A 14157-nucleotide genomic window follows, 5' to 3' on the forward strand; every position below is an offset into this window, starting at 1 on the left:
TCACTACTCCTTGATTGTGCCAACTCAAAACGCGCATTCATACTCAATTCATATCGTTTTAGTTATATGTCTAGTCAAAAAAAACAGTCCATTAATGAGACTATAACTCCACCCTTCCTTAAAGCATCTGCAAACACAACCTTCTTTAAAGAGCCATAACTATTTCTTTATTTTCCCTCCCACTATAAAATGAAGAGGTTTAAAGCTCCGTAAATAAACACTGAAATTGTAAAAAAGTAATTTATAAAGCTTTTTTTAAAAGATTTTTTTTAGATTAAAGTTTATAGGAAAAGCCCTTCATTTCTTATTATGTTAAAAAGTACGCAATTTTTTCAAAATAATTTTGTAGCCTCTTTCAAAAATAACAATATTTTGTTAACCACTATCATGGATAGTGGGGAATTTGGTAGTGATTGTTACGCGTACTACTGAAATATTTATAAACGCTTTATTGCTAAGTGTTTAATTTCATGAATTGTTTTTATCAACAGTGGTTTTACTAACTGTTTATAAAATAGAAATGCTCCTTGTGATTCGTAAAGGAGCGAAGTGAGGGATCTAAAATGCGCGTATTATTAATTGAAGATGATAGAGCGGTTACTCAAAGCATTGAGTTGATGCTAAAGTCAGCCAATTTTAATGTTTATATCACTGATCTGGGTGAAGAAGGTATCGATTTAGGAAAACTCTATGATTATGATATCATTTTGCTTGATCTGAATTTACCCGATATGTCAGGGTACGATGTCTTACGAACTCTAAGATTGGCAAAAATAAAAACGCCTGTCCTTATCCTTTCCGGTATGAATGCCATTGAGGATAAGGTTCGTGGTTTTGGCTCTGGGGCAGACGACTATATGACAAAACCTTTTCATAAGGATGAACTCATTGCGCGTATTCATGCCGTTGTTCGTCGTTCTAAAGGACATGCACAATCAGTTATTGTTACCGGTGATCTCACCGTTAACCTTGACGCAAAAACCGTCGAAGTTGCAGGGCGTCCTGTTCATTTAACCGGTAAAGAGTACCAAATGCTAGAGCTTCTTTCTTTGCGCAAAGGCACAACACTTACCAAAGAAATGTTTCTCAATCATCTCTACGGTGGAATGGATGAACCAGAACTAAAAATTATTGATGTTTTTATCTGTAAACTACGGAAAAAATTGGAAGCAGTCTCTTCTAATGCAAATTATATTGATACCGTTTGGGGACGTGGTTATGTCTTGCGTGATCCAGTTGAAGAGAACGTACGAAAAACCGCTTAAGCAGTGAAAATACACATTGTAAAATCTCGGGGTGTAGCGGGCCGAGATTTTTCTCTGTCACAAGTAAAAAACTCGCACGCAAAAAATCTCATATAGAAAGCGCTTAAAGCTTAAGAAATAACCACACTCTATTCACAAATATAATTTTATCGCTCGTAAGTCTGATCGAAGTTTCTTTTTCCCCAATACGGCTTAAGCGCTTCTCTCTTATTCAAAGCTTTCTCACACTTTCTAAAACAATACAATGATCCCTTTCATCAATATTTATTTTCATCTCTGTCACTTCAGCAAGTAACATTGTGTAATAAAATTGGATGACATGTGCATCAATATGCTCTTCTTGAGCTTTTCCATGATATAACGCAAGAAAATGTGGAGGAATACGAAGAATTTCACCCAAAATCTCAAATCGAAAAGAACGTTTATTTTCCTCTTGCTCAATCATAAAAACGATTTCACCGCCACGAGAAACTGTTGCATTTGCGATCAATAACAAATTCAGCAAAAGTTTAACTTCATCTTTTTGTAATAAAAGAGAGGGAGCCTGCCATTTTAAAGTTGCTTTTTCTTGCAGCATATATTGTTGAGCAACCTGCTCTGCGGCACGTGTCTCTATTTTTCCTCCACTTGCACCAGCAAAACCAAAAGCCAATCGCGCAAATTGTAGACGTGCAGAAGCACTCACAACAGATAAACGCACCAATTGCAAAGCCTCTTCTTCAGCACCTCCATCGTCATAAAGCTCCATTGCATTTTGAATAGCCCCCACAGGTGAAATCAAATCATGGCAAATACGACTACAAAGCAAAGCAGCAAGATCCATAGGCTTCAAAGAAACAGCGAACGTCATAACGATTGAAAACTCCTAAATTCAAAAAAAACAAACTTTATTTTAAAGAAAAACTCTTAACATCTCATGCATAAGAGAAAACATTAACAATCATGCTAAAAAATTTTCAGAAATAAATTCAAGAATTTAAATAACCTTACATTTTATTTTTATTTGAATAGAATGAAAATTCTAATATTATCTCTTTGTTTGTCACTAATAAAAGGAGAAAACTCCATGGCTCTCTCTCTGCTAAAATACTGGTACAAAAATATTATATCTTTAATTTTCCTTTTATTCGTTACCATAAACACTGCATATGCTCAACTAAAACCAATAGAGCAAAACGAACCCCATTATTCACTTCAAGAAATTATTGATTCTGGTCATATTTTTTTTGGAAAAACAGCTAGTGGTCTGGCAATCGCCATTCAAAATATTTTTTCAAAATACGGTTATCCAAATGCCTATATTTTAGGAGAAGAAGCTTCTGGTGCCTTTTTTGCGGGATTAACCTATGGCGAAGGAAAAGTTTTTACAAAAAATTATGGTCAGCATAAAGTTTTTTGGCAAGGTCCATCGGTAGGATGGGATTTTGGCGGACAAGGTTCCCGTCTCATGATCTTGGTTTACAATCTTAAAAGCATAAATAATTTATGGAGGCGCTATGGTGGTGTTTCAGGTTCGGCCTATTTAATTGCAGGTGTTGGTTTTCATGTGCTTAAATACCATGATACCTTGTTAATCCCAATACGGACAGGAATCGGTGCGCGCCTTGGTATCAACATAGGGTATTTAAAATTAACACCGAAACCAACATGGAATCCGTTTTAAACGGTTTTTTATTTGAAAGGGGTATTATGCTTATTCAATCGTTTCTTTTTTTTATTCTTGGCGTTGCCTCAATTTCTTGGTTACTGGTGCTTTTATCTCCTTTTATTTGGCGTAAAGCCGTTTATTTTGCATATAAAAATGTTTGTGCACAACTTCCATTATCACTCACGGAAATACAAGCCAACCATGATTTTATCTGTGCACAACATGCCGTAGAATTAGCAAAGAACCAACAAAAATACGAATCTTTGCAAAAAAAATACGCCCAACAGAAAATACACCTAAGCCAAGTAAAAGAACAAGTTTATCAGCTATATCTCTCAGCACAAAATACTTTTCCCAAAGAAACAGTCACAATCAAACAAAATATCGTCGCAACAAACACCTTCAAGGAAAAGCAAAATGATGCGTGAAAAAATCACACACTATCAGCAACGTTTACAAAAAATCCAAACGCATGGGCTTGACACAAATGCTAAACAGCAACTGCTGGAAGAACTGCGTGAAGAAACAAAAGAACTTGCCGCAACATTAGCCGCTCAAATAGCGCTAGAAGAGGGAAATATATCCCCTATCAACACCCTCATTCAAAACTCAAAAAATAAAAATGACCTAGCATCACGTATTCGCAAAAAAATAACTTGTCTCTCCAACCTCCCCCTTAAATAAGTTGTATTTCAAAAAAACTTTAAAATCAAAAAAGCTTTATTGTAACTTTTATAACTCAAATAATTTTTATTAAATGTAACTTTCTTGCTCAGTTAAAGAAAAGATTTCTTATCCTAAACCGATTTGAAAAAATCCATCTTCTTATCTAGCGATTCCATTTGCTTGTCATATCAACGCCCTAAAGGACAGCATCCCCTGAATCCTAGAAGCAAATATATGCATCACACACTTTAACAAAAAATATCTTCTAAGATAGATCAACCCCAAAGCTTTTACCATAAGTTTTAAAGATAAAAGCACACGCTCAAGAATGATAAAAATCTCTTATTTTTTGGATAATCATATCCTGATCTGTTTGCGTCAAATAAGGATGCATTGGCAAACTTAAAACACACTCCCCTAAAGACTCTGAAACGGTAAGGGAATCTTTCACATAAGAAAAGTGTTTATAAGCGGGCTGTTGATGTAAAGGTGTTTTATAATAAATCATTGTAGGGACAGAATTTTTTTGTAAAAAATCTTTTAATTTATCACGCTCTTTGACCTTAATCGTATATTGTGCATAAGCAGAACGAATATTTTCTTCTATTTCTGGAACTGTAACAACATCTCTTAAACCATTGGAATAACGTTGAGAAATTTTTACACGCTTTTCCATTTCATCTTCAAAAATCACAAACTTTTCGAGTAAAATTGCAGCCTGAATACTATCAAGACGCGAATTCATACCAATCCGTACATTATCATATTGTGTTTCACCTTTACCATGAAACAAAATAGAGCGTAAAAGTTCTGCCAAATAATCATCATTGGTCATCATAGCGCCTCCATCACCATAACAGCCTAATGGTTTTGCAGGATAAAAACTTGTGGCGGCCACATCACCAAAAGCACCGCACATAGTATTACCACTTCTTCCACCCATAGATTGAGCAGCATCTTCAATGACAAAAAGATTTTCCTTTGCGGCGACTTGAGCAATTTGCACATAGTCAGCAGAAAGCCCAAATAAATCAACAGCAATAATAGCCTTTGGCTTTAGCCGTCCCTCTTTTTTAACCATTTTGATAGCGTGAGAAAGTTTTTCAACATCAATATTAAATGTATTGGGTAAAACATCAACAAAAACAGGCTCAGCCCCCACCAAAGCAACCACTTCGGCCGTTGCCGAAAATGTAAAGCTAGGACAAAACACAGCATCCCCTGGACCAATATTTTTAGCCATGAGAGGCATCTTCAAAGCATCCGTTCCATTAGCACATGCAATCACATGTTTAACACCAAGATACTCTGCCAATTTCTCTTCCAATTCTGTTACCTTCGGCCCCAAAATATACTTACCACTCGCGACCACATGCGCAATTGCAGAATTAATTTTATCTTCAATACGCGCACGCTGCGCCCCAAGGTCGATGAATTGCATATTAGCTCCATTGATTATCACAAGAGTGCAAAAACGCTACCTGTCTCTTTTATCTATCATAATTGACACCAGCAGCTGTTAAAATCCGTAAAATCGCAATAGCATCACCACCATTTGTACGAGGTGATTGACGCGTTTCAATACAATGAAGAAAGTGCCGTAATTCGCGAGTAAGCGGCAAATCTTCACAAACATCAATGTAATTCAGCTCATCCATGCTAAAAGCCCACTCTTGATTCTCTTTCCAAATGGCAAAGTGGTGCATTGCCAATTTACGGCTCCACGGTTCCATATCATCAAAAACGAGCATAGCCTTTGTTCCAACAACAGTTAAACGCCTTTCACGATAAGGACTCAAGCGTGAAGCAAAAAGATGACTCTGTACACCATTTGGAAAAGTCATATGAATATGGGAAAAATCGGAAATCTGATCAACGACAGCAGCCCCCTCACCGCGAATTTTGGAGGGTTCACATCCTGTCAATGCTAAAATCATTGAGAGATCATGAGGGGCAAGATCCCATAAAGCATCACTGTGTGTATGAAATTTTCCAAAGCCTAACCGATGAGAATAAATATATCGCACCTCCCCCAATTCCCCCTTTTTCACCAATTCATACATTTTTTCAAAAGTCGGATGAAACCGTAAAATATGGCCCACCATAAAAATCCGCCCATAGGCATCTGCTTCCTGAACCTGGCGTTTAGCATCAGCAACATTTAGAGCTATTGGCTTTTCCACCAAAACATCTTTACCATTTTTAACAGCACGCAGCACATTTTGTGTATGAAATTGTGGAGGCAACGCTAGCACCAGCGCATCAATATCTTGCTGAGCAAAAAGATCATCTGGTGCAACAGCCTCTACATCATACATCGTGGCAAAACGAACAGCACGATCGCTATCAATATCAGAAACTGCTGCTAAAGCCCCAAGAGAATGGAGTGTCTTTATATGATTTCCACCCCAATGGCCGCATCCTAAAACCGCTACACGTGGCACCATTTTTATGCCTTACCTTACTTTGATCTATAAAATTATACTTTACATATCGAGGATAAAATAGAATGACAAGAGAAAAGCTTAAAAACGATGCTTGACATCTCACTATTCTACCTCTTATATCCGCAGAAGATGTAATTATTTGCACTTATAATTTTATTTTGGCGGAGTAGCTCAGTAGGTTAGAGCAGAGGAATCATAATCCTTGTGTCGGGGGTTCAAATCCCTCCTCCGCTACCATTTTTTTTCACAGTAGTTGTAGCTTGCTGTAGCTTGCCAGCAGGTTGTAGCTTGTGTAGCTTGCCTGTAGCTTGCCAGCAGGTTTTGTATATTTTGCCACCAGGTTTTGTACCAATTTATTTTCTTTTAAGGGTTTTTAAGGTGTTTTCAAAGGGTCTTCAAAGACCTTTCAAAGATCATTTAGAGCCTCTTTAATGAGTCTTTATTTTTCTCTCTTAAAGACCGCAATTTTTGATGATCAATCATTGAGCTGGAATCGTATGACAGGAATCGCATTATTTGAGAAGCAACATACATAAAAGGATATGACTTCTTTTAGCATAAATTGACTGATCGTTTTTCCGTATCCCAAGTATATTATTCAAGTACATTATTATAAAGAGAAGCGTTTGAGGAATTGGGTAAACATTACCCTATTGCTGAACTCATGCAATTGGATCAACTTGATCCTATTGTACCTTTAAGGAATAGGGACAAGTTGTCCCCATTGCTCTCTCCCACCCAAAGTGCAAACATTGCACGTTGATCTCAGAAAGCATTACAACCGATCAAAGGAGCAGGTTGCACTTTTGATCTTCCATTTCCTTCACATAAAATTTCATTGTGATCTGAATATTTCAAAAATAGGATCAACTTGACCCAATTTTTCTTCATCATGCAATTGTGCAATGTTTGCACTATTGCTCCTTTTAGCAATTGGTGCAAATTGCACCAATTGCTCTAAATGTTCATCATCACCGATCACAGGGTAAACATTACCCTTTGATTTTCTGTCACTCAGAGGTTTTCTTTTCTCCTGTTTTGTTTCCCTTATCTGGTGCCTCAAAGGTTATTTCTGTGATGTAGCCGCTTTGCTTTTCATAGCGATGGGTCACGGTAGCAGCCTTCCATGGACCATTGATTTCGCCTCGAAACCCTTGCAGGAGAAGCGGTTGACCCGCCATGATTTCAGGGTATCCCGCAAGAGTTAAGGAGCCACTGCCTACAGCACGGCATAAGCGATCCGACTCGGAAGCAGCCGCCGCTTGTGCTTCTTCTTGACTTGGATAACAACTGCGCAGACGGCGAATGGGGCCAGTAAACCCTGTTTGATGCTTGACTTGGCATTGTTGCCCTTTTGCGCGATCAAAATAAGAAGCTTCAATGATGCCGTATTGCGTACGCGGCTCTAGGGTGAATTCCCAATGGGAACACTCATGTTGATGAATGGTCTGGAGGGGGAGATTGTCCCCGCTTAAAAATAAAAACTTATGGTCTTTGATTAAAAAACGCGCCCGCATGCGATCCGCAAGCCTAGTTAAAAAATCAATCGCCGATTGATCGGTGCGCACCACATAAGGCAAGGTTTGTTTGGTCAATTGTGGACTGACCTTTGCTTGATAACCATGGCGTTTGGCAAGGGTCTCAACAATCTCAGCAATGGTTTTGTGGTCAAAATGTTCACTCGCCTGTTCTTTGATCTCCGCACACATCGAGGCACTTTTGCCACAAAGGCGCAAAATCTCTCCATCACTGCCCCCACAACTGATCACCGTCTCCACAACAAAACGCCCCATAAAGGCACGAATGCTGTCCTGATAGCCAAAGGTGACATGGAGCGCACTGTTACTGGAGGGAATCTCTAAATCATTGCCGCTATCATCAAATTCCGCCTCGAATGTATCGGCTTCATTACCCGCATTGTCTGTGATGGTTGCCGTTAAAAGACGTTGGTAAAAAACTTCATGAACAGGTTTTTCTCCCACCTTAACCACAATAAAAGGGTGTGTGCGCATTAATCCCATAACCGTTTCACCACGCGGTTCTTTTCTTGGGGGATAAATTCAGGCAGAATGACCGTTAAGCCTCGCGGTAAAATTGGACCATATTTGGCAATCTCTGGATTGGCTTCCAATGTGGCTTCACAATAGCCATTTAATAATCCAACTTGAGAACGGTCCCCTAACACAGCCATGGCATGTTGAAAGCAGAGGAGATCGAGACTCATATCCTCCAGCTCTACAACAACACGCTTTTCTGGTATCTTCATAAAGTTTGCCCCACCTGATATTGTCCTTGCGGTTTTCCGCCATTAAAAAAGGGTAAGAGACTGATGGAATAGCGGATACGCTGGGATTGACCGGAGCGACTGATAAAGTCGTGGTCTTTCGTGATACTGGTGATCACCACGGGTCCATGGAGAAGGACACTATAGGTGGTATCATTGATCCAACGAAGCATCTGGACCGGCTTTGCTCTCTTGATCGTTGTGGTGATGGCATCAATGGCTACACGATCACCAAATTCTTCTGGAAACCAAACGCCATGAATGGTTTTGGGATCATTGCCATAGCCAGTAAATTGCAAACTAGGCGACTTGCCAAAACGCTCTAAGCAAACCCATGAGGCAGAGAATTCCTCTTCAAAAGATTGGAAATTAAGCCAGTCCACATAAAATTGATGTGGACCTAACATCATCAAAGGATCTTGCATGCTCCCTCCCATTATTCTATTCCCTCATGCAATGCATTAGCGCGTGCCCGTTGAATGGTGTGAGTAACCGTTCGACCATTAGCAACAGGATCACGAGCGCCATTGACATGCACCGTGACATTTTGAGTGCGATGCATAAGTTTGTGTGTCCCTCCCCTCATTGCCTTCCTGCCATTATTCGGTCCCTCCATGCAGCGCATTGGCGCGTGCGCGTTGAATGGCGTGACTAACCGCACGACCAGTGGCAATGGGATCACGCGCGCCATTGACATGCACCGTGACATTTTGATGGTGCGTGATGGGGACGCGTTCTTTGTCTTTTGCTTCTGTGAGAGGCACATTGGCACGACCAGCCACCGCAAATTGTACAAGGGGCTGAGGCGTTTTGCCTCCTAAAAAACTTGGCAAATAATCTCTTACATCAATCGACCCAATCCACCCCTTTATGCGGTGAGGTAAAGATTTACAAAAATCTGTCAATTGTGAGATGGACGACATAAAACCATTAACAATCCAATTCGCTAAATCTTCCCCGGCTTGTTCCATACCAGCCTTGGCACTATCCGTGAGCTTTTCTTGAGAAAAAAAACGCTTCAACCATTGCCAAAAATTGGAAAGGCTTTGTTTAATCCCCTCCCACAAGCTTTCACAAATTTGAGCAACAGAGGCAAGACCTTGTTTAAACTTTTGCCAATTTTGAGAGAAATCAAAAGCAGCAGCAATGATATTCTTCCAACGGGTGATGGTGCTGGTATCAGCCCCAAAAAAACGCATGACGGCTTCAAAGGCTTGGCCAAAAGCCCGTGTTATCCCCCGTGCAAAGCCCTTTATAAAAGAAGAAACACGGTCCCAATATTTCCACAAAGCAAAACCAGCAGCCAATATGATAGCCACAACAGCAGCAATCACAGCCCCTACCGGAGTAAAAAGCCCCCCCACAACAGAGGACAGGCTTGCCCCAACCACTTCGATCACGGTTCCTATCAAACCAAAGCTGCTCGCAAATGCCGCCCCTGAGACAGCAATCCCCCGCAAAGCACCCACCAACAAGGTCATGGGGCGCAAAAGTTTGAGGAAACGTGCCCCAAACCCTGCGGTGAGCAAGCCCAGTGAGCGCCCTGAAGCCAAGAGCCCGCGCCAACTCGTCGTAAGACCACGACTGAGCGCTCCAAGCTTGATAAAATATGATAGCACTGATCTGCTTTTTACAATGTTTTACTAAATATAAAAAATATTTTTATTTCAATACACTTAATTTAAAGTACATTATGTAATTAGTTTAAATATTCTTTATTTTAAAATTTTCATTTTGACAAAAAAATTAAAATAACTTATCCAAATAAAAAAACAAATATCATTATTCTATTCTTCTTATGAAATCGATGGGGAAATGAATATTGGGGGCTTTCATAAGGAGAGTATTGGTGTATAAAAAATTCCTTCTATCATATACAGCTATAGCAACTATAATACTGTTTAATAGCTCTCTCAGTCTACAAGCTAAAGACCTTGAAGTTTCTGATGGAAAAACAATAACAGTACATGAAGAAACCTATGATACACTTCATGCAACAAACGGCAGTAAAATCATCGGTAAGCATTTAAAGATAAAATCACCACATTACGATCCATACGCCGTAACAGCTGAAGGTGCTAACAGTGCGATTGAGTTATTGGATAATACAACCATTGGAAAAAAAGATTCTGAAGTCCGCTTAGGTCTTGAAGCCAAAGACGGTGCGACAATCAAAATGATTGGAGGTTCTATTATAGCTGGCTAAACTGGTGCTTCTTTCACTAACAGTAAGAGCAAGGAAAATAAACTAGAGAATGTACTTATAACGGATGCGAATGATAGTCTAGATACATTTTTAGGAATAGTTACCAAAAACAGCAACCTTACCTTAAAAGGGGTAACTGTTCACGCTTTCAATGCTCTAGAAGCAGATGATCACTCTCAAATAACAATATCAGGAGGGGAATTTGATGGAAAGCTTTATGGAGTATCTGCTAAGCAAGGCAGTATCATTGATATAAAAGATAACGCTAAAATTACCTCATCGAGTTATAGTGGTTTATATGCAGATGGACCACAATCAAAAATCACAATGACGGGGGGAACAGTAGCAGGTGGAACTACTCTAGGCACATTGCGTGCAGAAAACGGTGGCCATATTGATGTTACAGATGTTATTATAACATCAACTTTTAAAGGTACTTTTGTAACATCAATAGCGGATATGGGAACCGGTATTTTTGCAGAAAATGAAGGGAGCGTAATTGAATTGCATGGCACAACAATTAAAGATGTTTCAATCGGGCTTGATGTGCACGAGGGTAGCACGGGCAAGATGACCGGAGGCTCCATTACAACTTCGCTCATAGGAGCTGAATACATTGAGAGTAATAGTGATGAAAATAAACTGGAAGATGTGGTGATATCAGGTTTTAAAAATAATGAGACACCATCCTCCGGAGTCGATGTCCTAAAAAAAAGCAAACTCTCTTTGAAAAATGTGACAATTACTCAAACATATTCCGGTGTAGATGCTTTTTTTAATTCTCAAGTAACAGTATCAGGGGGATCAGTTTCTGCAAGTACCCTAGGAGTATCTGCTGTTTCTGACAGCACCATTACTTTAAAAGACAATGTAATAATTACTCAAGTAGATCAAGGCATAAATGCTCATGATCATTCTCAAGTAACAGTATCAGGGGGATTAGTTTCTGCAAGCACCGTAGGAATGTATGCTGAATCTGGCAGTATTATTACTTTAAAAGACAAAGCTGAAATTATCTCATCTAATGGTGGTGGATTATATGCAACCGATCCGCAAACTAAGATTACAATGACAGAAGGTACAGTAAATGCAAAAGAAGCTGCATTATATACTGCAAACGGGGGACACATTGATATTACAAACGTCTCTGTAACAGGGAAAATTGGTGGTTTGCAGCTCGCATCTGTTCTTTCTACTTCTTTAAATGAATCAAATGATCCAAAAAATTATCAAAACGCTGAGATCAATTTGACCAATACAAAGATCCATGTCGACAATGACACTGGAATTCTCATTGCAACTTTCAGTGATAATACCATTAAAAATATTACCAATCTGTCAATTGGTACAGCCAATCTCATAAATTCAGAAATCCATGCAGATGTTTTATTAGGCAACGGTACTTGGGGAAATCAAGAGTTTTTGGAAGCGATAAATGCAAAAGCAATACCCAACGGTAGCTTCACATTAAATGCAGATCATTCTATTTTAGAAGGCAGAGCAAACATCACAAAGGAGAGAAACGTACGTTTTAACCTCAAAAACGGTACACAATGGTTCTTAAAAAACAGCGCACAAGAAAAAGATGCTGATGGTAATCTTCTTGATATCGCTCAAAGATCACGCTCTGATGTTTCTGTGCTTAATCTCAACAACAGCTCTGTTGTTTTTGCAGAACCAATAGAAGATGGTTATTACCACACATTGCATATAGGTTCGGGAAAACCAGATACCAGAGCGGTCTATAATGCAACAGGAAATGCACAGATTTCTCTCAATACTTGGTGGAGTGATGGGGCACTAATCACTGAGCAAAAAACAGACCGGCTTCTGATCAATGGAGATGTATCAGGCAATACATCAATTTATGTCACAAGACGCTCAGGAGGGAATAATGTGAAAGAAAACACTTCCGCTTCTGCCAATGTGCGCGGTCTTTCACTCATTCAAGTTTCTGGAAATGCCCGTGAAGACTCCTTCAAATTAGTCAATGGCTATACCACAAGAAACGGTGCACCCAATAAATATACTCTCCGTGCCTATGGACCAAATTCAAGCCATGGCAAAGCCAATATGGCGCAAAATCTGTTGGATGAAAAAAATGAAAATTTCTGGGATTTTCGTTTACAACCTGAATTTCTTAATTCTAACCCCGGTTCTGGCACTAACCCCGGCTCTCCCCCTGATCCTGAACAAAATGTGCAAGCCGTCGTCCCTCAAATGGCAAACTATTTGCTCATGCCAAATGCCCTCTTCTATACGGGATTGATCGATATGGCAAAACAAAATGCGCTGTTAGCCAATATGAGAACATCTGTCTCGGGGAAACAACAAGAAAAACAAAACGGCTTCTTCTTATATACCTACGGAGGAACAGGAACATTATCCTCTGAAAGTGCTCCTCGTAAATATGGTTATAGCGGTGCTCATCTTCGCTATGCCGCTCTCCAAGGGGGTGTGAACTTTGCTGCCCTGGAAGGGCAAAATACCACAACACATTTCGGTCTTATAGGAACCTACGGGCAGCTTTCTTTCACGCCAAAGAATATGAAAGACGCAAGTAAAAGCACAGTGGATAAATGGTCACTTACAGCCTATGGTAGCATACAGCATGACAATGGTTTCTATCTTGATACCCTTTTATCCTATGGAATCCTAAAAGGAGATATCAGCAACGCCATCATTGGCAAAACCGCAAAAGTGAAAAATGCAAAAATGTTGAACCTCTCTACAACTATTGGCAAAAAATTTGCCACCGGGATTGCAGGTGTAACCTTTGAACCTCAAGCACAACTTGCCTATCAATATTTGATGTTTGATACCATTTCGGATACTGACAGCTTTAAAGTCAATATGAACAAACATCATCAATGGTTGATCCGTGTTGGAGGACGTTTGAACAAAACCATTGTCACTGCTGAAAACGGGCGAGCTGTTTCCTTCTATGGAAAAATAAATGTGATCAAAACGTTTGGTGATGATCAAGCAATATATATTGATAAAGCTTATCAACTTGATCCTATGGGCTCTTTGCTTGAAGGTGGGCTTGGTATCAGTGCACAATTGTCCACGAACCTCTCCCTTCATGGTGATGTAAGTTATCAACAAAAGCTGCAAAAAACGGGGATCTCTGGAGAAAGTTTTTCAGGCGGAATACGCTATCAGTTTTGAGGCAAAACTTTAACAACAAGTGTATTGTTATTCTATACACTTCATCAAACAAAAAAGGCAGCATATCATGCTGCCTTTTTTGTTTATGACGATTTATTTTTTTAGCGGTTTTTAAAATAGAAAACAGCAAAATATTTGAAGACTGTCTCATTGACCATTGGATATTTTTTACAAAAACTTTTTTTATAAAGAATAAAGCTTAGCATTTTTCGCTAAATAATGCCTGAAATTGTAAAAAAAGCACAACTAAAAAATAAGATGATATTATAAAATAATGAGAATCTTTTCTGAAAAACACAATGTATTATCGCCTGTTATTTCTCACAAATTTAGTGCTTAAAATCCTAAAATAAAACGACTAAACAGAAAATGATAAGCAAAAAACAAGACAATACTATCAAACAAAGAATGTATGTTATAAGTCACTTGTATATTTTACAACCAGAATTCTAATAGAATTTAAAATATTA

General features: G+C 39.1%; 13 protein-coding genes, 1 tRNA gene and 1 pseudogene. 6 read left to right on the forward strand and 9 right to left on the reverse strand.

Annotation, left to right across the window (positions count from 1 at the left end; genetic code table 11):
• The first annotated feature begins 563 nt into the window (after positions 1–563).
• Complete coding sequence (ctrA, locus tag D1093_RS08075; RefSeq protein WP_005773147.1) at positions 564–1265, forward strand: response regulator transcription factor CtrA; 702 nt, start codon at positions 564–566, stop codon at positions 1263–1265.
• 211 nt (positions 1266–1476) lie between these two features.
• On the opposite strand, the gene chpT is transcribed toward ctrA, so the two are convergent.
• Positions 1477–2115 (reverse strand): histidine phosphotransferase ChpT, encoded by a 639-nt coding sequence (gene chpT, locus D1093_RS08080; protein ID WP_120101868.1) that lies wholly within the window; start codon positions 2113–2115, stop codon positions 1477–1479.
• Positions 2116–2331: 216 nt separating this feature from the next.
• Here chpT and D1093_RS08085 point away from each other — a divergent pair, with 216 nt between their 5' ends.
• Together D1093_RS08085 and D1093_RS10315 are read left to right on the forward strand one after the other, a co-directional pair.
• Positions 2332–2928, forward strand: a complete 597-nt coding sequence (locus D1093_RS08085; RefSeq protein WP_012232095.1) for a DUF1134 domain-containing protein — start codon at positions 2332–2334, stop codon at positions 2926–2928.
• Positions 2929–2954: 26 nt separating this feature from the next.
• Positions 2955–3597 (forward strand): annotated as a pseudogene (locus D1093_RS10315) (hypothetical protein).
• Between the two features lie 304 nt (positions 3598–3901).
• Here the strand turns inward: D1093_RS10315 and D1093_RS08100 are convergent.
• Both D1093_RS08100 and D1093_RS08105 read right to left on the reverse strand, forming a co-directional pair.
• A complete protein-coding gene (locus D1093_RS08100; protein ID WP_150222299.1) occupies positions 3902–5020 on the reverse strand; it encodes a DegT/DnrJ/EryC1/StrS family aminotransferase in 1119 nt (372 codons plus the stop codon).
• A 49-nt stretch (positions 5021–5069) separates the two neighbouring features.
• On the reverse strand, positions 5070–6026 hold the full coding sequence (locus D1093_RS08105; RefSeq protein WP_150222301.1) for a Gfo/Idh/MocA family protein: 957 nt from the start codon (positions 6024–6026) through the stop codon (positions 5070–5072).
• 160 nt (positions 6027–6186) lie between these two features.
• Here D1093_RS08105 and D1093_RS08110 point away from each other — a divergent pair.
• A tRNA-Met gene (locus D1093_RS08110) sits at positions 6187–6263 on the forward strand.
• A gap of 598 nt (positions 6264–6861) precedes the next feature.
• Here the strand turns inward: D1093_RS08110 and D1093_RS10320 are convergent.
• From D1093_RS10320 to D1093_RS10325, 6 genes are read right to left on the reverse strand one after another with little or no spacing between them, the layout of a single operon-like run.
• Entirely contained in the window at positions 6862–7008 is a 147-nt protein-coding gene (locus D1093_RS10320) for a hypothetical protein (RefSeq protein ID WP_244613969.1), read from the reverse strand.
• Positions 7009–7036: 28 nt separating this feature from the next.
• Positions 7037–8047, reverse strand: coding sequence for a phage late control D family protein (locus tag D1093_RS08120; RefSeq protein WP_150222289.1), 1011 nt, complete (start codon positions 8045–8047; stop codon positions 7037–7039).
• Positions 8038–8292, reverse strand: a complete 255-nt coding sequence (locus tag D1093_RS08125; protein ID WP_120101381.1) for a tail protein X — start codon at positions 8290–8292, stop codon at positions 8038–8040. The genes D1093_RS08120 and D1093_RS08125 overlap by 10 nt, the downstream gene beginning before the upstream one ends.
• Positions 8289–8735 carry a phage tail protein gene (locus D1093_RS08130; protein ID WP_120102364.1) on the reverse strand — a complete coding sequence of 149 codons (447 nt, stop codon included), beginning with the start codon at positions 8733–8735 and terminating at the stop codon, positions 8289–8291. Before D1093_RS08130 ends, D1093_RS08125 begins: the two co-directional genes overlap by 4 nt.
• An 11-nt stretch (positions 8736–8746) precedes the next feature.
• Positions 8747–8926: a hypothetical protein gene (locus D1093_RS08135; RefSeq protein WP_150222287.1), complete on the reverse strand. Its 180-nt coding sequence runs from the start codon at positions 8924–8926 to the stop codon at positions 8747–8749.
• Complete coding sequence (locus D1093_RS10325) at positions 8910–9929, reverse strand: phage tail tape measure protein (RefSeq protein WP_244613984.1); 1020 nt, start codon at positions 9927–9929, stop codon at positions 8910–8912. Before D1093_RS10325 ends, D1093_RS08135 begins: the two co-directional genes overlap by 17 nt.
• A 230-nt stretch (positions 9930–10159) precedes the next feature.
• Between D1093_RS10325 and D1093_RS10545 the strand changes: the two genes are divergently transcribed.
• Together D1093_RS10545 and D1093_RS08145 are read left to right on the forward strand one after the other, a co-directional pair.
• Entirely contained in the window at positions 10160–10516 is a 357-nt protein-coding gene (locus tag D1093_RS10545) for a hypothetical protein (protein ID WP_342212224.1), read from the forward strand.
• A 327-nt stretch (positions 10517–10843) separates the two neighbouring features.
• Positions 10844–13687 (forward strand): autotransporter outer membrane beta-barrel domain-containing protein, encoded by a 2844-nt coding sequence (locus D1093_RS08145; protein WP_342212225.1) that lies wholly within the window; start codon positions 10844–10846, stop codon positions 13685–13687.
• The last annotated feature ends 470 nt before the right edge of the window (positions 13688–14157 follow it).

Source organism: Bartonella kosoyi (genome assembly GCF_003606325.2).
In the GTDB taxonomy this organism is placed as follows: Bacteria; Pseudomonadota; Alphaproteobacteria; order Rhizobiales; family Rhizobiaceae; genus Bartonella; species Bartonella kosoyi.

Coding starts and splice junctions, on each gene's coding strand:
- D1093_RS08100 (WP_150222299.1), bottom strand. CDS start 5,020: ATGCAATTCATCGACCTTGGGGCGCAGCGTGCGCGTATTGAAGATAAA.
- D1093_RS08105 (WP_150222301.1), bottom strand. CDS start 6,026: ATGGTGCCACGTGTAGCGGTTTTAGGATGCGGCCATTGGGGTGGAAAT.
- D1093_RS08135 (WP_150222287.1), bottom strand. CDS start 8,926: ATGGAGGGACCGAATAATGGCAGGAAGGCAATGAGGGGAGGGACACAC.
- D1093_RS08120 (WP_150222289.1), bottom strand. CDS start 8,047: ATGGGATTAATGCGCACACACCCTTTTATTGTGGTTAAGGTGGGAGAA.
- chpT (WP_120101868.1), bottom strand. CDS start 2,115: ATGACGTTCGCTGTTTCTTTGAAGCCTATGGATCTTGCTGCTTTGCTT.
- D1093_RS08085 (WP_012232095.1), top strand. CDS start 2,332: ATGGCTCTCTCTCTGCTAAAATACTGGTACAAAAATATTATATCTTTA.
- D1093_RS08145 (WP_342212225.1), top strand. CDS start 10,844: ATGACGGGGGGAACAGTAGCAGGTGGAACTACTCTAGGCACATTGCGT.
- D1093_RS08125 (WP_120101381.1), bottom strand. CDS start 8,292: ATGAAGATACCAGAAAAGCGTGTTGTTGTAGAGCTGGAGGATATGAGT.
- ctrA (WP_005773147.1), top strand. CDS start 564: ATGCGCGTATTATTAATTGAAGATGATAGAGCGGTTACTCAAAGCATT.
- D1093_RS08130 (WP_120102364.1), bottom strand. CDS start 8,735: ATGCAAGATCCTTTGATGATGTTAGGTCCACATCAATTTTATGTGGAC.